The 18,325-nt window shown below is 54.5% G+C and carries 15 protein-coding genes; 3 read left to right on the top strand and 12 right to left on the bottom strand.

Annotated features, from left to right (window positions below; genetic code table 11):
- Nucleotides 1–13 precede the first annotated feature (13 nt).
- From nuoH to lrhA, 8 genes are all read right to left on the bottom strand, one after another.
- Nucleotides 14–991 (bottom strand): NADH-quinone oxidoreductase subunit NuoH, encoded by a 978-nt coding sequence (gene nuoH, locus AM329_RS02045; RefSeq protein WP_003861490.1) that lies wholly within the window; start codon nt 989–991, stop codon nt 14–16.
- Nucleotides 988–3,711 carry an NADH-quinone oxidoreductase subunit NuoG gene (nuoG, locus tag AM329_RS02040; protein ID WP_032609738.1) on the bottom strand — a complete coding sequence of 908 codons (2,724 nt, stop codon included), beginning with the start codon at nt 3,709–3,711 and terminating at the stop codon, nt 988–990. The genes nuoH and nuoG overlap by 4 nt, the downstream gene beginning before the upstream one ends.
- A gap of 54 nt (nt 3,712–3,765) precedes the next feature.
- Nucleotides 3,766–5,103 (bottom strand): NADH-quinone oxidoreductase subunit NuoF, encoded by a 1,338-nt coding sequence (gene nuoF, locus AM329_RS02035; RefSeq protein ID WP_003861487.1) that lies wholly within the window; start codon nt 5,101–5,103, stop codon nt 3,766–3,768.
- Nucleotides 5,100–5,600 (bottom strand): NADH-quinone oxidoreductase subunit NuoE, encoded by a 501-nt coding sequence (gene nuoE, locus AM329_RS02030; protein ID WP_032609740.1) that lies wholly within the window; start codon nt 5,598–5,600, stop codon nt 5,100–5,102. Before nuoE ends, nuoF begins: the two co-directional genes overlap by 4 nt.
- Before the next feature lie 2 nt (nt 5,601–5,602).
- Nucleotides 5,603–7,405, bottom strand: a complete 1,803-nt coding sequence (gene nuoC / locus AM329_RS02025; protein ID WP_003861484.1) for an NADH-quinone oxidoreductase subunit C/D — start codon at nt 7,403–7,405, stop codon at nt 5,603–5,605.
- An 89-nt stretch (nt 7,406–7,494) separates the two neighbouring features.
- Nucleotides 7,495–8,169, bottom strand: a complete 675-nt coding sequence (nuoB, locus tag AM329_RS02020; RefSeq protein WP_003861482.1) for an NADH-quinone oxidoreductase subunit NuoB — start codon at nt 8,167–8,169, stop codon at nt 7,495–7,497.
- A gap of 15 nt (nt 8,170–8,184) precedes the next feature.
- Nucleotides 8,185–8,625, bottom strand: coding sequence for an NADH-quinone oxidoreductase subunit NuoA (nuoA, locus tag AM329_RS02015; protein WP_032609742.1), 441 nt, complete (start codon nt 8,623–8,625; stop codon nt 8,185–8,187).
- A 631-nt stretch (nt 8,626–9,256) separates the two neighbouring features.
- Nucleotides 9,257–10,195, bottom strand: coding sequence for a transcriptional regulator LrhA (lrhA, locus tag AM329_RS02005; protein ID WP_032609744.1), 939 nt, complete (start codon nt 10,193–10,195; stop codon nt 9,257–9,259).
- Between the two features lie 937 nt (nt 10,196–11,132).
- Here lrhA and alaA point away from each other — a divergent pair.
- Both alaA and yfbR read left to right on the top strand, forming a co-directional pair.
- On the top strand, nt 11,133–12,347 hold the full coding sequence (gene alaA / locus AM329_RS02000) for an alanine transaminase AlaA (RefSeq protein ID WP_003861471.1): 1,215 nt from the start codon (nt 11,133–11,135) through the stop codon (nt 12,345–12,347).
- Nucleotides 12,348–12,464: 117 nt separating this feature from the next.
- Nucleotides 12,465–13,064, top strand: a complete 600-nt coding sequence (gene yfbR, locus AM329_RS01995; protein ID WP_032609747.1) for a 5'-deoxynucleotidase — start codon at nt 12,465–12,467, stop codon at nt 13,062–13,064.
- 53 nt (nt 13,065–13,117) lie between these two features.
- Here the strand turns inward: yfbR and AM329_RS01990 are convergent, their stop codons facing one another.
- From AM329_RS01990 to yfbV, 4 genes are all read right to left on the bottom strand, one after another.
- Entirely contained in the window at nt 13,118–14,950 is a 1,833-nt protein-coding gene (locus AM329_RS01990) for an SLC13 family permease (protein WP_032609749.1), read from the bottom strand.
- 75 nt (nt 14,951–15,025) lie between these two features.
- Complete coding sequence (locus tag AM329_RS01985) at nt 15,026–15,685, bottom strand: sugar phosphatase (RefSeq protein WP_003861463.1); 660 nt, start codon at nt 15,683–15,685, stop codon at nt 15,026–15,028.
- 11 nt (nt 15,686–15,696) lie between these two features.
- Nucleotides 15,697–16,191: a YfbU family protein gene (locus tag AM329_RS01980; RefSeq protein ID WP_003861461.1), complete on the bottom strand. Its 495-nt coding sequence runs from the start codon at nt 16,189–16,191 to the stop codon at nt 15,697–15,699.
- Nucleotides 16,192–16,283: 92 nt separating this feature from the next.
- Nucleotides 16,284–16,739, bottom strand: coding sequence for a terminus macrodomain insulation protein YfbV (gene yfbV / locus AM329_RS01975; protein WP_003861459.1), 456 nt, complete (start codon nt 16,737–16,739; stop codon nt 16,284–16,286).
- A 337-nt stretch (nt 16,740–17,076) separates the two neighbouring features.
- Here yfbV and ackA point away from each other — a divergent pair, with 337 nt between their 5' ends.
- The gene (gene ackA, locus AM329_RS01970; protein ID WP_015572267.1) at nt 17,077–18,279 is read left to right on the top strand and encodes an acetate kinase; all 1,203 of its coding nucleotides are present in this window, start codon (nt 17,077–17,079) and stop codon (nt 18,277–18,279) included.
- Nucleotides 18,280–18,325: the final 46 nt, after the last annotated feature.

Raw genomic sequence — 18,325 nt, 5'->3', positions numbered from 1 at the left:
ATCTCAAAGCCCCTTATGGCTGCTGCCAGAGAATGACAGCCGCCGTTACCAACAAGTTGACGAGCGTCAGCGGCAGGCACACTTTCCAGCCGAAGGACATTACCTGGTCATAACGCGGACGCGGTAACGCTGCGCGAATCAAAATGAACATCATCATGAAGAACGCGGTTTTCAGCGCGAACCAGATGAACGGCGGTAAGAACGGGCCATGCCAGCCACCAAAGAACAGGGTTACCATCAACGCCGAAATGGTGACGATACCGATGTACTCGCCCACGAAGAACAGACCGAACTTCATACCGGAATATTCAATGTGGTAACCGTCGGCCAGTTCCTGTTCGGCTTCTGGCTGGTCAAACGGGTGACGGTGACACACCGCCACGCCCGCGATGGCAAAGGTAATAAACCCAAAGAACTGCGGGATAACGTTCCAGATGTCGGCCTGGTTGTTGACGATGTCGGTCATGTTAAATGAACCGGCCTGCGCCACCACGCCCATCAGGGAGAGACCCAGGAACACTTCGTAGCTCAGCGTCTGCGCGGAAGCACGCATCGCACCCAGCAGCGAGTATTTGTTGTTACTGGACCAGCCTGCGAACAGCACCGCGTAAACCGCGAGGCCTGCCATCATCAGGAAGAACAGAATGCCGATGTTCAGGTCAGCGACCACCCAGGTCGGGCTGACCGGAACGATAGCAAACGCCAGCAGCAGCGAGGTGAAGGCGATCATCGGCGCCAGCGTAAAGATCACGCGGTCCGAGAAGCGCGGAACCCAGTCCTCTTTAAAGAACATCTTGATCATGTCCGCGACCAGCTGGAGTGAACCACCCCAGCCCACGCGGTTCGGTCCGTAACGGTTCTGGAACAGACCGAGCAGACGACGTTCACCAAAGCTCATGAACGCGCCGCAGGTGACCACCACCAGCAGAATCACAACCGCTTTCAGAATGCTCAGCAGGATGTCGATAAGATCCGGCGTTAACCAACTCATGCTTTTGCCTCCTGAAGGTTATCAAGATGCGCACCCGCCAGGACCGGCGCGATGCCAGGCATACCCATCGGCAGACCCACCTGCCCTGCTGACAGGCGTTCAGAAATAATCAGCGGCAGGCTGATTGTCTGGCCGTCGTAGCTAAAGGCAATGTTCGCACCCGCGTTAACGCCAAGCTTCGCGGCATCCGCCGGGTTGAGCTTGATGTACGGCTGCGGCATACGCTGCTGGAATACCGGAGAACGCTGGGACATTTCGTCGCTACCGAACAGATGGTAGTACGGTGCAATACGCCAGTGACCTTCCTGCGCCTGGAAGCTCGCCGGAACGGTGGTGAAGAAGTCCAGACCGGTTTCGGAGGCTTCAATCAGACGCACGCCCGGATCGCCGTGGCGCAGGTGACCGCCCACTTCAGCCTGGAATTTGTTCCATGCCTGCGGGGAGTTCCAGCCCGGTGCCCATGCAAACGGGATTTGCGAACGCGGCGCAGACGGCTGGTTGTTCCCTTCCATCGAGAAGGCGAACATGGTGTCTTTATCCTGCGGCTGACGCGGTTCGTGCACGCTGATGTTGGCGCGCATCGCGGTACGACCGCTGTAGCGGTGCGGCTCACGCGCCAGTTTCTGGCCGCGAATGCGGAAGCTTGCATCCGGCGCGGCATCTTTAATACCCGCCAGCTGAGGCAGTTTCTCAACAACCGCGTCGATAACGTGGTCGAGCTGCGTCCAGTCCACTTCACGGCTCTGCACGGTGCTGTGCAGAGAGTGCAGCCAGCGCCAGCTTTCCAGCATCACGGTGTTGCTGTCGTAGTAGGCCGGGTCATAAACCTGGAAGAAACGCTGGGCGCGACCTTCGTTGTTGATCACCGTCCCGTCACTTTCTGCGAAGCTTGCCGCAGAGAGTACGAGATGCGCTTTGTCCATGATCGCGGTGCGCTGATGGTCGATAACCATCACCAGCGGCGCTCTGGAGAGCGCGGCGTCAACGCGAGCGGCAGAAGCATGGCGATGCAGGTCATTTTCCAGCACCACAACGGCGTCAGCGGCACCGGATTCCAGTTCGCTTAACGCAGCTTCCAGCGAGCCGCCGCCAATCATGCCCAGACCAATGCTGTTCACCGCACGGGCAATCATGGTCACACCGACGTCAGCACCGCGGCCTTTCAGGGCTTTGGCCACGTTGGCTGCGGCCTGAATGATCTCTGCGCTACCGGCGTTAGTACCGGAAATAATCAGCGGTTTCTTCGCCCCCGCCAGCGCCTGAACAATCACGTCGACCTTGTTTTGCAGGTCGCGATCCAGTTCAACGGCCGGCGAGTTGCTGTCCAGCGCGTGGGCAATGGCAAATCCGAGGCGCGCCTGATCTTCAACCGGCGCGCAGTAGGTCCACGCCGCGATATCGTCCAGACGGGTGTTGTCGACGTTAGTCACAAACAGAGGATGCTTCGCGCGCTGACCGATGTTGAGGATGGCCGCAATCTGCCAGTCAGCCACTTTCTGCGCCGCTGCCATTTCACGTGCTTTGCCTTTCACCGCCTGACGAACCGCCAGGGCCGCGCGTGCGCCAGTCTGCGTCAGATCTTCACCCAGCACCAGAACCGCATCATAAGATTCGATTTCGCGCAGCGCAGGCGTGTGAATGCCGCCTTCACGCAGCACTTTCAGCACCAGCTGGAGACGTTCCTGCTCGCCCTGGGCGATACCGGTGTAGAAGTTTTCCGCCCCAACCAGCTCGCGCAGCGCGAAGTTGCTTTCGATGCTGGCGCGCGGGGAGCCAATGCCGATCACTTTCTTCGACTGACGCAGAATATCTGCCGCGCCCTGCATCGCCTGCTCAGCGTTGAGGGTAATGACGTCATCGCCACGGCGCTGAACCGGCTGACGCGGACGGTCTTTCAGGTTCACATAGCCATAGCCGAAACGACCGCGGTCGCAGAGGAAGTAGTGGTTAACGGTACCGTTGTAACGGTTTTCGATACGACGCAGTTCGCCGTAACGTTCACCCGGGCTGGTGTTACAGCCAAGGGAACACTGCTGGCAGATGCTTGGCGCAAACTGCATGTCCCATTTACGGTTGTAACGTTCAGAGTGGGTTTTATCCGTGAATACGCCGGTCGGACAGATTTCTACCAGGTTACCGGAGAATTCGCTTTCAAGGGTACCGTCTTCCGGACGACCGAAGTAGACGTTGTCATGCGCGCCATATACGCCCAGATCCTGACCGTCTGCATAATCTTTGTAGTAACGCACGCAGCGGTAGCAGGCGATGCAGCGGTTCATTTCGTGAGAGATGAACGGCCCCAGATCCTGGTTACGGTGGGTACGTTTGGTAAAGCGATAGCGACGGAAGCTGTGACCGGTCATGACGGTCATATCCTGAAGGTGGCAGTTACCGCCCTCCTCACACACCGGACAGTCGTGCGGGTGGTTGGTCATCAACCACTCCACCACGCTTTCACGGAACTGTTTGGCTTCTTCGTCATCAATCGAAATAAAGGTGCCTTCGGCGGCTGGCGTCATACAGGACATCACCAGGCGACCACGCGTGTCTTCCGCGTTTTGATATTGCTTCACCGCACACTGGCGGCAAGCACCGACGCTGCCCAGCGCCGGATGCCAGCAAAAGTACGGAATATCGAGGCCAAGAGACAGACAAGCTTCCAGCAGGTTGTCCGCCCCGTTGACTTCGTATTCTTTGCCGTCTACATGAATCGTAGCCATTAGCATGCTTCCAGTTGGCTCGGCCGAAACCGAGCGTTAATCAAAATTCTGTTTTTACCAGCGCGCTTTCAGCAGGTTCGGCTGAATACCATTGATCGAATGGGTATTGCTGAACGGCTGCTTGATGCCTGCTTCGAATTCGTCGCGGAAATATTTAATCGCGCTTTGCAGCGGCTCGACGGCGCCCGGTGCGTGGGCACAGAAGGTTTTACCCGGTCCTAAGAATCGACACAGTTGCTCAAGTGTCTCGATATCGCCAGGCTGGCCTTCGCCACGTTCGATAGCACGCAGGATCTTCACGCTCCACGGCAGACCATCACGGCACGGTGTGCACCAGCCGCAGGACTCGCGGGCGAAGAACTCTTCCAGGTTACGCACCAGGGATACCATGCCGATCTCGTGGTCGACGGCCATCGCCAGCGCGGTACCCAGACGGCTACCTGCTTTACCAATGCTTTCGAACTCCATTGGCAGGTCAAGGTGGGCTTCGGTCAGGAAGTCCGTCCCTGCCCCACCCGGCTGCCAGGCTTTGAATTTCAGGCCATCGCGCATGCCGCCGGCGTAGTCTTCAAGAATTTCCCGTGCGGTGGTGCCGAACGGCAGCTCCCAGACGCCAGGGTTCTTCACCCGACCGGAGAAGCCCATCAGCTTGGTACCAGCATCTTTGCTTGAGGAGATGCCCTGATACCACTCCACGCCGTTCGCAAGGATCGCCGGGACGTTACACAGGGTTTCGACGTTGTTGACGCAGGTCGGTTTACCCCACACGCCGGAGCTTGCCGGGAACGGTGGCTTGGAGCGCGGGTTCGCGCGGCGGCCTTCCAGGGAGTTAATCAGCGCGGTTTCTTCACCGCAGATATAACGCCCGGCACCGGTGTGCACGAACAGCTCGAAGTCAAACCCGGTGCCCAGGATGTTTTTACCCAGCAGTCCCGCTTCGGTGGCTTCGGCAATCGCGCGACGCAGGTTTTCCGCCGCTTCGATGTATTCGCCGCGCAGGAAGATGTAGCCACGGTACGCTTTCAGCGCGAACGCGGAGATCAGCATGCCTTCCACCAGCAGGTGCGGCAGCTGTTCCATCAGCAGACGGTCTTTATAGGTACCCGGCTCCATTTCATCGGCGTTACACAGCAGGTAACGGATGTTCATGGATTCATCTTTCGGCATCAGGCTCCACTTCAGACCGGTGGAGAAGCCCGCACCACCGCGGCCTTTCAGGCCAGACTCTTTCACCGCGTTAACGATGTCGTCCGGCGCCATGCCGCCAAGGGCTTTACGCGCACCGGCATAGCCGTTTTTGCTCTGATATTCGTCGAGCCATACCGGCTGTTTGTCATCACGCAGACGCCAGGTCAGCGGATGCGTCTCAGCAGTACGAATTACAGTTTTCATTTGTACTGCTCCAGCAGGTCAGGAATCGCTTCCGGCGTCAGATGGCTGTGAGTGTCCTCATCAATCATCATGGTCGGCCCCTTGTCGCAGTTACCCAGGCAGCAGGTTGGCAGCAGAGTAAAACGTCCGTCGAACGTGGTCTGGCCCGGCTTAATATTGAGTTTCTTCTCAATCGCAGCCTGAATGCCCTGATAACCGGTGATGTGGCAGACCACGCTGTCACAGTAGCGGATCACATGGCGGCCTACCGGCTGACGGAAGATCTGGCTGTAGAACGTGGCTACGCCTTCTACGTCACTTGCCGAAATGCCCAGCACTTCTGCGATCGCATAGATCGCCCCATCCGGCACCCAACCACGCTGTTTCTGTACGATTTTCAGCGCTTCAATGGACGCCGCACGCGGGTCTTCGTAGTGGTGCATCTCGTGCTCAATGGCGGCACGCTCTGCTTCACTCAGCTCAAAAGCCTCGGTTTGTGGTTGTTGATTCTCGTGCATAATTAGCGGTCCACATCTGACATAACAAAATCGATACTACCCAGATACACAATCAGGTCGGAGACCAGACTGCCGCGAATGGCGGCCGGGATCTGCTGCAAGTGCGCGAAGCTTGGCGTACGCACGCGGGTGCGGTAGCTCATGGTGCTGCCGTCGCTGGTGAGGTAGTAGCTGTTGATACCCTTGGTCGCTTCAATCATCTGGAAGGATTCCTGTGCCGGCATGACCGGGCCCCAGGAAACTTGCAGGAAGTGGGTGATCAGGGTCTCGATATGTTGCAGCGTGCGCTCTTTCGGTGGCGGCGTCGTCAGCGGGTGATCCGCCTTGAACGGGCCTTCCGGCATGTTGTTGAGGCACTGCTCAAGGATGCGCAGGCTCTGGCGCAGCTCTTCCACTTTCAGCATCACGCGGGTGTAGCAGTCGGAAACACCGCCGCCAACCGGGACTTCAAAGTCGAAGTTCTCGTAACCAGAGTAAGGACGCGCTTTACGCACGTCGAAATCAATCCCGGTCGCACGCAGGCCAGCACCGGTAGTCCCCCACTCCAGCGCTTCTTTCGCGCCGTAGGCAGCAACGCCCTGGGAACGGCCTTTCAGGATGGAGTTACGCAGCGCAGCTTTCTCGTAAGACGCCAGACGTTTCGGCATCCAGTCGAGGAATTCACGCAGCAGACGGTCCCAACCGCGCGGCAGATCGTGCGCCACACCACCGATGCGGAACCAGGCTGGGTGCATACGGAAACCGGTAATCGCTTCTACCAGATCGTAGATTTTCTGACGGTCGGTAAAGGCGAAGAAGACCGGCGTCATCGCGCCGACGTCCTGAATGAACGTGGAGATGTACAGCAGGTGGCTGTTAATACGGAACAGTTCAGACAGCATTACGCGAATCACGTTAACGCGATCCGGGACGGTGATGCCTGCCAGTTTCTCAACGGCCAGCACGTATGGCATTTCGTTCACGCAGCCGCCGAGGTATTCGATACGGTCGGTATACGGAATGTAGCTGTGCCAGGACTGACGCTCGCCCATCTTCTCGGCACCACGGTGGTGGTAGCCGATGTCAGGCACGCAGTCGACAATCTCTTCGCCGTCAAGCTGAAGGATAATACGGAAAGCACCGTGCGCAGACGGGTGGTTCGGACCGAGGTTGAGGAACATGAAGTCCTCGTTTTCGGTGCCGCGCTTCATGCCCCAGTCTTCCGGCTTGAAGGTCAGCGCTTCCATCTCCAGATCCTGCTTGGCTTTGGTTAGCTCAAACGGGTCGAATTCGGTGGCGCGTGCCGGGTAGTCTTTACGCAGCGGGTGGCCGGTCCAGGTCTGCGGCATCATGATGCGCGTCAGATGCGGGTGGCCGTCGAAGGTCATGCCGAACATTTCCCAGGTTTCACGCTCGTACCAGTTGGCGTTCGGGAAAAGTTTGGTGATCGTCGGCAGATGCATGTCGTTTTCAGACAATGCCACCTTGAGCATGATATCCGTGTTGCGGTCTATTGAGATCAGGTGGTAGAAAACGGAAAAATCCGCGGCAGGGAGACCCTGGCGGTGCGTTCTCAGACGTTCGTCCATGCCGTGTAAGTCAAACAGCATGACGTAAGGTTTTGGCAATTTCTTGAGGAAATCGACAACTTCCAGTAATTGCTCACGCTTCACCCAAACAACGGGTACCCCGGTGCGGGTGGCCTGAACAGTAAAGGCATCCGGCCCAAAACGGTTGCGCAGTTCGCCAATGACCGGGTCATCGAGATGATCCCGAGTCTGCCAGGCGGCTTCTTGCGCGGTTAAGTCGGTCATATTGTTCACCATTGCAAATGGTCCGTGGTGACTGTTAAGCCTGGCTTCGCGCTATTTGAGTAGTGATATGCGAAGGTGTTCTCCAGGCCCACAGGCGCAAATTAAATTTCGTCAGGCGTACGCAGGTTGGTGACGGCAATACGTTCACCACGTTTACGCTCGCGCTCAGACTGCATGTTCGCGCGATAGACACCCTGATCGCCAACAACCCATGAAAGCGGGCGGCGTTCTTTACCAATTGACTCCTGGAGCAGCATCAGCGCCTGCATATAGGCCTCTGGACGCGGCGGGCAACCCGGGATGTACACATCCACCGGAATGAACTTATCAACGCCCTGCACAACGGAATAAATGTCGTACATACCGCCGGAGTTTGCACATGCGCCCATGGAGATAACCCATTTTGGCTCCAGCATCTGGTCATAAAGACGCTGAATAACCGGTGCCATCTTGGTAAAGCAGGTCCCTGCCACCACCATCAGGTCAGCCTGACGCGGAGAAGCACGCAGTACCTCGGCCCCAAAACGCGCAACGTCATGCACCGCAGTGAATGACGTCACCATTTCAACGTAGCAGCAAGAAAGGCCAAAGTTGTATGGCCAGATGGAGTTCTTACGACCCCAGTTGACCATGTCGTGCATGGCATGTTCGAGCTTGCCCATGTACACGCTTTTGTTGACTTCTTGCTCCAGGGGGTCGGTTACGATCTCCTGTTTTTGCAGGGGGTAACGGTCATTCTCACCGTTAGGATCTATGCGGGTGAGCGTATAATCCATCTTATTGCCTCGCTGTTACTGCTGACGATTAGAGATACTGTTTTCCGGGTTGATGTGTTCACGGCGTGAACGCACAGGTGTCCAGTCCAGCGCGCCAATACGCACCAGATAAACCAGACCGGCCAGTAACACTAAAATGAAAATTGCGGCCTCGACAAAGCCCACCCAACCACTTTCGCGAATGGAGGTAGACCACGCGAAGAGGTAAAGCGCTTCCACGTCAAAAATGACGAAGAACATGGCTACCAGGTAAAACTTGGCAGACAGGCGTAAGCGAGCGGTACCTACTGAATCAATACCTGATTCGAAAGGTGTGTTTTTGTGCCTTGCGCGGGCGCGACCGCCCAGGAACCAGCCGCCGACTAACATCAGGCAGCACAGGCCAATGGCTACAATAAGAAAGATTGCGAATGCCCAGTGATGAGCGATGATTTCTGTGGATGTTGACATACTCATTGCTTACTCATCAAAAGTGATACCGACGACACTGCTCTTGCTGGCAGATGGGCATCACATCGATTCATGGGGAGGAACAAAATAACCTTACACTAACTGTCAGAAATGAGACATAGACAGCAAAATGATGGGGTTTTTTACTCCTTTCTATAACCTTTTGTCAACTTTAACAAAGGTTTCTTCACATTAAATTACAACGTGCGATTCTCATTAACATTTGGTGCCCTTTAACCCTGGTGGGTACATGACTTTCCGTCAAATGCATCTTGTTGAATCGTGTCCGTTTTGGAAGTAAAAAAAATAACCCTCCTATTTTGACAGGATTTGCCAACGATTCCTCCCCCCAAATGGGAGTATTTTCTTGATCTGAGACACGCTTTTGTTAATTCAATCAAAAAAACAGCAACATATTTCCTGTTTTTTTAACATCGGTGGGGTATGAGGTAAGTTAGTACAGGTCTTGTTTACATCTTAATCAAAAGCATTTTCTGCATTGATAAATAAGCGGTATTTGCTTTATCCCTGCTCCGCCCGCGGTTATGAATAGCAAAAAAAACCACTCGCAGGAAAAAATCATGCGAGTGGCTCTTTTTTGCACTTACATTTTGTTACGAGAATTTTGAGGGAATGATCACTCAAAATCCCCTTCCACAATCAGGGAGTCATCCCCTCCTTCGGGAGTAACAGCCGCGTACTGCCATGGATTGTGGTAGTTTTCCATTGCCTCGAATACCACTTTTGCCAGCTCGTTGTTGCTGGCGGCGTTATGGCACAGCAGGTACTCCGTATCCGGCAACGACGGGAGTCCCTCGGATTGACCCAGCACACGCAGATCGGGGCTCATCATTTCCACCGGACGGGCCGTTACGCCAAGCCCAGCCTTCACCGCCGCTCGCACTGCGGGCAAGGTTGACGCCACGTACGCCAGGCGCCATGGAATACTGGCTTCGTTGAGTGCTGCCAGCACCATATCGCGGAATGGACTGGGATCATCCAGCAGGACCAGGGGTATCGGCTCACTTTTCTGCAATACATACTCCGCGGCACAGTACCAGTGCGTTGGAGAAGTACGCAGCGTCAGGCTGTCAAACTGGCCAGGTCGATGCGTGGTGACCACCAGGTCAACCTCGTTTTCTGTCAGCATCTCAACCATGAAGGCATTGCGTTTAACGCTAACGTCCAGGGCAAGCTTCGGATAAACCGAGCTAATTCGGTTGAGAAGGAAGGGTAAAATGGTATCTGCTGATTCATCTGACGCCCCTAATGTTAACACTCCCTGAAGGTTGCTAAACATTAATGACATACAGGCTTCATCATTAAAGCGCAGTATCTTTCTGGCATAACCCAGAAGCTGAATACCATGTTCTGTTAAAAGCTTATTACGCCCATGACGCGCAAAAAGCTCTTTACCAACCAGTTGTTCCAGCCGCTGCATTTGCTGACTCACGGCGGACTGGGTACGGCAAACGGCGGCAGCAGCTGCTGCAAAAGTGTTGAGATCGGCGACCGCAACAAACGTTCTCAGCAGATCGAGGTCGAGATTCATTATCGGACGATTTGCATTTATCATATCTTTTCACTTTCAGGTTGCTCGTGCGGAGCTGCCCGGGTTGAAGCTGTGTGTAACAGTTAAGCAATTCCTTCTGAAGAGTTTCCCTCGCATCCCGGCCCGGCAGACTGCCTGACAGATAGTTATTGTACTGCGGTATATCACCAGTCAGAAATCACGTTTCATGACGTTATTTTTATTCTCTTGCGTCCAGGATATTTCGTTGTTTGCAGGTCGATGTAAATACCATAAAAAGTAAGACATGTTTTCTGCCATCTATATCGCAGCGTTGCCAGCGTAGCAAGATGTGACTTACCCAATCAGCCAGAGATAACTTTAACAATAACAATCGATTAATACAGAAAAGCAGAAGCCGATATACGTAACAGGCCTATCGCTATGCTGCATTCCCGAAACACATCTTAACCCAAATCCACTATATTTATAAGTCTTATTGCAATATTAAGGAGTTACCGCCAATGATAAGCAACTACACTCTTTTTATTAAAATTAACGAAAGTTGCATTTTCGTCGTTAATAATAAATAAAGTTTAATTTAGATTCAGGCCATTCATTAATAACCCTTAACATTAATTTCACATGAGTAACTTTTAGCCTGGCTTTGCTAATATGGCAATCGGTATCTCAGCATTCAGGTTTTACGAATGATCACTCAGGGGGACTAATGCATCAGCCCGGATCGTCTTTTTATTTACACCAGAATAAAATTCATAGTTACATGCAATTTTTAGCATAAAAAACCCATTAATAACCTTTATTACGATAAATTCAGGCACAAAATCACTCCCTCGTTAGAGTAAGCGATCACAGCGACATTCCCCGGTGGAACGAAATCTTCTTCTGTGCGCCCTTCAAAACGAAGCGCGGTGGGAGTACATTGTTCCGTGCACACTTCCACGGCAGGAAGTTGCAATAATAGCGAAAAGGTTAAAGGTTCATGTCCCCTATCGAAAAATCCAGCAAGCTCGACAACGTCTGTTACGACATCCGTGGCCCGGTACTCAAAGAGGCAAAACGCCTTGAAGAGGAAGGCAATAAGGTTCTGAAACTCAACATCGGCAACCCCGCGCCATTTGGTTTTGAAGCGCCGGATGAGATCCTGGTGGATGTGATCCGTAACCTGCCCACTGCACAAGGCTACTGCGATTCAAAAGGGCTTTACTCCGCCCGTAAAGCCATCATGCAGCACTATCAGGCTCGCGGTATGCGCGACGTCACCGTTGAAGATATCTACATTGGCAACGGTGTCTCGGAACTGATCGTTCAGGCGATGCAGGCGCTCCTGAACAGCGGCGATGAAATGCTGGTTCCTGCCCCAGATTATCCGCTGTGGACGGCTGCGGTGTCCCTGTCCAGCGGTAAAGCGGTGCACTACCTGTGCGACGAATCCTCTGACTGGTTCCCGGATCTGGATGATATTCGCGCCAAAATTACCCCGCGCACCCGGGGTATCGTGATCATTAACCCGAATAACCCGACGGGCGCGGTCTATTCAAAAGAGCTGCTGATGGAGATCGTCGAGATCGCCCGCCAGCATAACCTGATCATCTTTGCCGACGAGATTTACGACAAGATCCTGTACGACGCGGCGCAGCACCACTCTATCGCCGCGCTGGCACCCGATCTGCTAACGGTCACCTTTAACGGACTGTCTAAAACTTACCGCGTTGCCGGTTTCCGTCAGGGCTGGATGGTACTGAACGGTCCGAAAAAACATGCGAAAGGCTACATTGAAGGGCTGGAGATGCTGGCATCCATGCGTCTGTGCGCCAACGTACCGGCGCAACATGCGATCCAGACAGCACTCGGCGGCTATCAAAGCATCAGCGAGTTTATCGTTCCAGGCGGCCGCCTGTATGAACAGCGCAACCGTGCATGGGAATTGATTAATGATATTCCGGGCGTCTCCTGCGTGAAGCCTAACGGCGCGCTGTACATGTTCCCGAAAATCGACGCGAAGCGCTTTAATATTCACGACGACCAGAAAATGGTGCTCGACTTCCTGTTGCAGGAAAAAGTGCTGCTGGTTCAGGGTACGGCGTTTAACTGGCCGTGGCCGGATCACGTGCGTATCGTCACCCTGCCGCGCGAAGACGATCTCGAAATGGCCATCAGCCGCTTCGGGCGCTTCCTCTCCGGGTACCATCAGTAGCGCTGACTATCCGCCGGGTAGCGCTGCGCTTACCCGGCCTGCAACATCCGCAAATTTGCATCTTCCCTCCCCTCCCCGCACAATGAAGTCTGTCGCAGTGAAGACATAAGGTAACCTATGAGTCAGAGTCATTTCTTTGCCCACCTCTCCCGCCTGAAACTCATCAACCGCTGGCCGCTGATGCGCAACGTGCGCACTGAAAATGTGTCTGAGCACAGTTTACAGGTTGCCATGGTCGCGCACGCGCTGGCCGCGATTAAAAACCGCAACTTCAACGGGCAGGTGAATGCCGAACGTATCGCCCTGCTGGCGATGTACCACGATGCATCGGAAGTGCTGACCGGGGATCTGCCTACGCCGGTGAAATATTTCAACTCGCAGATTGCCCAGGAATATAAAGCTATTGAGAAGATTGCCCAGCAGAAGCTGATTGACATGGTGCCTGAAGAGCTGCGCGATATCTTCGGGCCGCTCATCGACGAGCATCAGTATACGGAAGAGGAGAAATCCCTGGTTAAGCAGGCCGATGCGCTGTGCGCCTACCTGAAGTGTCTGGAAGAGCTGTCCGCCGGGAATAACGAATTTTTACTGGCAAAAACGCGTCTGGAAAAAACGCTGGAATCTCGTCGCAGCGAAGAGATGGACTACTTTATGCGCGTGTTTGTGCCGAGCTTCCATTTGTCACTGGATGAGATTAGCCAGGATTCGCCGCTGTAGTTTTTTGCCGGGTGGCGGCTCCGCCTGACCCGGCCTACGTTTCTGCACTCACGCTAAAACGGGAATAACACCGGAATTAACACCACGCATACCAGCATTACCAGCACGGTGAACGGCACACCCAGCTTCACGAAATCACTGAAACTATAATTCCCGGGCCCCAGCACCAGCGTATTGACCGGGGAAGAGACCGGCGTCATAAATGCCGCGGACGCCGCCATCGCAACCATCATCGCAAACGGATACGGCGAAACGCCCATCGATTTTGCCATCGCCAGTGCAATGGGCGCCATCAGCACCGCCGTTGCGGTATTGGAGATGAACAAACCAATGGTGGCGCACATGACGAACAGGCAAACCATCATCAGGTACGGACCATATCCCCCGCCCGCGTCCATTAAGCCTTTTACGATCAAATCCACCCCGCCGGTTTTCTGTAGCGCCAGGGCGAAGGGCATCATCCCGACGATGAGAATAATGCTCGGCCAGTGAATCGCTTTGTAAGCGCTTTCTGCGTCGATACAGCGGAATTTGCCCATTAACAGACAGGCGATTATTGCCGCCACCGGGTTAGGGATCTCGTCCGTCAGCATCAGGGCAACCATCAATACCAGGCAAAAAATTGCATGGGGCGCCTGGCTGTGCGCCGGTGATGCATCGCTCTCTTCAATCGGCATATTTAGCACCACAAAATCGCGGCCTTTCTGCCCGAGCTGGCTAATCAGTTTCCAGTTGCCGACCACGAGGAAGATATCCCCCAGCAGGATCGGCTCATCCACCACCGCCCCTTCAAGGGCTACGCCATCGCGCTTCAGGCCTACCACGTTGAGGCCATAGCGGGTACGAAAGCCGATTTCACGCACGGTTTTGCCCAATAACTCCGATTCCGGGATCAGCGACACCTCGGCCATTCCCACATCCAGCGCCTGGTCAGAGAAATACTCGCCGCGCAGGACCATCGGCTCCAGCAGCTGCTCACTACAAAACTCCCGCAGATCCACGTCTGCGGTGGACATATCAATCAGCAGGACGTCACGCGCGCGAAACTCTGACACCCCGTTCACGTTAACGATCACCCGACGAAAACGACGCCAGCGCTCAACCCCGATGACGTTCGCGCCATAGCGTTCGCGTAGCTTAAGGTCATCCAGCCTCTGCCCCACCATAGGCGACCCCGGGCGGATAGCCAGACGTCGGGCACGCCCGGTCAGACGATACTCTTTAATCAGATCGCGGAAAGAGCGCCGCTTCCAGCCCTCTTTGGCTTTATCCTGCTTCTCCCCTTTCAGCGCAAAACGGGTCAATAGCATATAGATAATGCCCATCACCAGTACCACCAGCCCGATCGGCGTAACGCTGAAAAAGCTAAACCCCTCAAGCCCCTCACGGATCAGTTCGCTGTTCACGACGAGGTTCGGCGGCGTCGCGACCAGCGTCATCATGCCGCTGATGAGCCCGGCGAAGCTCAACGGCATCATCAGCCGCGAAGGGGAGATCTGCATCCTCATGCAGACGCTCAGCACGACCGGAATAAAGATGGCCACGACGCCCGTAGAGCTCATAAACGCGCCCAGCCCGGCGACCGTCAGCATCAGGTAAATCAGCATTTTGGTTTCGCTGCTGCCCGCCACCTTCACCAGCCACGACCCCATCATCGTCGCCACGCCGGTGCGTACCAGCCCGTCGCCAATAATAAACAGAGCGGCAATCAAAATAACGTTGGGATCGCTAAACCCGGAAAAGGCTTCCGGCAGGGAAAGGGTACCGCTTAGAACGAATGCGACAATCACAAACAGGGCGACGGCATCCATGCGCACCTTGCCCGTGGCAAAAAGAATGATGGCGATTAACAGCAGGCTCAGGACCCAAATCAGTTCACCGTTCACAACATGTCCTTGTCAGTGGAGGAGAAGCAATTCTGCCATAAAAAAGCCCCGGTAATGCGGGGCTATATCATGGGATTACATTTTTAGCGAGACGGTTACAACTCCGTCTGACGCCTTCGAGACGTCGATGGCGGTCAGGGTGTTAAGCACGAAATCCGCCTCCTCCAGCCGGGGGGAACCCGCCGGGACGTTAACGGCAATGACGTGGCTGCCGGCGTTCAGCCCGGCCAGCACGCCTGCCGCCGCGTCTTCCACCACCACGCACTCTGCTGGCGCAAGGCCGAGCAGTTCAGCGCCGAGCAGGAACGCATCCGGTTCAGGCTTGCCGCGCTTCACGCGCTCAGCGGTAATGAAGACGTCCGGCGTCGGCAAACCTGCCGCCTTATGGCGTGCATGCGCGACGGGAACCGAGCCGGAGGTGACGATAGCCCACGGGATCTGCGCTTCATTCAGGTGCTCAAGCAGTTCACGCGCACCGGGCAGCGCGGTGATACCCTCGGTATCGGTAGCTTCAATCTGCTCAAGATAGCGGAACTCCGCCTGAATCTCTTCCTCAGAACGTCCCGCCAGGAAGTGCCGCAATGAGGTAATGGCCTGTTTGCCATGGATGAAATTCAGTACGTCCTGATGGTCAATGCCGTGCCGGTCGGCCCAGTGGCACCACGAGCGCTCCACCACCGGCAGCGAATCCACCAGCGTACCGTCCAGATCAAACAGAAAACCTTTACACTGCACACGCACCTCCGTCAGGCATTAATGATTTGTTGAATTTCGTTGCTGCTTAAATGGTACTGACGCGGACAGGCGTGCCACGCGCTCAGCATACGTTGATACTTATCCCACATCGGGGTCTGGGCGTTGAAGCCGTGCGTACCCGCATCAAAATGGGTGTAGCGCCCTTCGGTATTCACCATAAAGCGTACATAGCTCAGATAGCGCGCTTCCGTCGCAGCATCAAAGCCCAGGAACGTCACGCGGCGCTCGTCAATGGTCTGCTGGTCCTTCAGATTGGTCCAGGACACATGCAGCGCATGGTACATCTCCATGATGTCGATAACGATACGGCAGGTTTCCTCTTTCAGTTCGCCAAATTCGCGATCCAGTTCGCGCATCTGCAAGCCAAAACCACGTTCAACAATGGTTTGCAGGCGGCTGTAGCGCGCAGCGTTATCGGGATCAAGCATAGTCATCATCTTGTACTGGTTAGACAAAATCAGACGTTGAGCATGGGTCATTTCCATCTTTCGACTCCTGTAGCGCATTGCACTGTAAAAAAAAGACACGGTAACTGATTGTTACTGTGCCTTCTTTTGGTCGTCGTTTCGATGATCAATCACAAGTCATCGAGGAATGTTTTATCAAGCTGTTTAAACGCACGCTTGAGGGTATCCGCCAGCGCCTGATAGTCCGGCTTACCTTCAACCGGTGCCAGCGCCTGGCCAGCCTCTTCCAGTTTTCCACGCACTTCATAAAACCAGTGTAAAATAGAAGGCGGAAGTGGCGTGACGGAACGTTTACCTAACCACCATAGCCCCTGCATCGGCAGGCTTAACGCAAAGAGCGCCGTCGCGACGGCAGGGCCAAGCTGCCCACCTAACGCTATCTGCCAGCACAGGGTAAAAACGGCAATCGGGGGCATAAAGCGAATCGCATAGCGCGTGGCGCGAATAGTGCGATTTTCAATAAACATGGGCGCGAGGCGCTTTTCCATCGGCCATGTCTTTGCGTAATGCTGTCCCCGACGAAACAGACTAAAAAAGTTCACGGACGGGATTTCGGGTGTCGACATGGCTGTACCTCAACTTCACATATAAAAATTAAAATTTTCGTGCAAAACCACAACAGGCTATGACAACGTTCAAAATATTTTGTCATCGCTACCCCGTATCGGGTATCCTGTGCCAGCCTGATAGGGCCGTAGACGATAAGCGTTAACTCGTCAAATTATCGCATATTATGCCATTGTCTGAAAAATGTTCAAAATGGCTTAAAATCATAGGTATTTCTTTCATCCTGCCAGAATGTTCGTTTGGCATGATGTTAATCATAAATGTCTGGGTCAGCATGCGTTACGCTTTTAGACTCACTGACGTTTTTTTAGCCACGTATCAATAATAGGTACTTCCATGTCGAGTAAGTTAGTACTGGTTCTGAACTGCGGTAGCTCCTCACTGAAATTCGCCATCATCGATGCGCTCAACGGTGACGAGTACCTCTCTGGTTTGGCCGAATGTTTCCATCTGCCTGAAGCACGTATCAAGTGGAAGATGGACGGCAGCAAACAAGAAGCGGCTTTAGGTGCAGGCGCCGCTCACAGTGAAGCGCTGAACTTTATCGTTAACACTATTCTGGCACAAAAACCAGAACTGTCTGCTCAGCTGACCGCAATTGGTCACCGTATCGTCCACGGCGGCGAAAAATACACCAGTTCCGTGGTAATCGACGACTCCGTGATTCAGGGTATCAAAGACTCTGCGTCTTTCGCACCGCTGCATAACCCGGCTCACCTGATCGGTATCGCTGAAGCACTGAAATCCTTCCCGAGTCTGAAAGACAAAAACGTGGCCGTGTTTGATACTGCGTTCCATCAGACCATGCCGGAAGAGTCTTACCTCTATGCCCTGCCATACAGCCTGTACAAAGAGCACGGCGTCCGTCGTTACGGCGCACACGGCACCAGCCACTTCTATGTGACTCAGGAAGCCGCAAAAGTGCTGAACAAGCCGGTAGAAGAAGTCAACATTATCACCTGCCACCTGGGCAACGGTGGTTCTGTTTCCGCTATCCGCAACGGTAAGTGTGTTGACACCTCTATGGGTCTGACCCCGCTGGAAGGTCTGGTGATGGGTACCCGTTCCGGTGATATCGACCCGGCGATCATCTTCCACCTGCACGACACCCTGGGCATGAGCGTTGACGACATCAACAAAATGCTGACCAAAGAGTCTGGCCTGCTGGGCCTGACCGAGGTCACCAGCGACTGCCGTTACGTTGAAGACAACTACGCAGAAAAAGCTGACGCTAAACGTGCAATGGACGTTTATTGCCACCGCCTGGCGAAGTACATCGGTTCTTACACCGCGCTGATGGAAGGCCGTCTGGATGCTGTTATCTTCACCGGTGGTATCGGTGAGAACGCGGCAATGGTACGTGAACTGTCCCTGGGCAAACTGGGCGTTCTGGGCTTCGAAGTTGATCATGAGCGTAACCTGGCTGCCCGCTTCGGCAAGTCTGGCTTCATCAACAAAGAAGGCACCCGCCCTGCTATCGTTATTCCAACTAACGAAGAGCTGGTCATCGCGCAAGACGCACACCGCCTGACTGCCTGATTCCACACCGCCAGCAATGCTGGCGGTGCTGTTTTGTAACCCGCCC

The sequence above is a fragment of the Enterobacter cloacae complex sp. AR_0002 genome (genome assembly GCF_001922365.1).
Classification (GTDB): domain Bacteria; phylum Pseudomonadota; class Gammaproteobacteria; order Enterobacterales; family Enterobacteriaceae; genus Enterobacter; species Enterobacter hormaechei_C.
The sequence above is the reverse complement of the archived record's forward strand: the minus strand, read 5'-3'. Positions and strand labels throughout refer to the sequence as shown.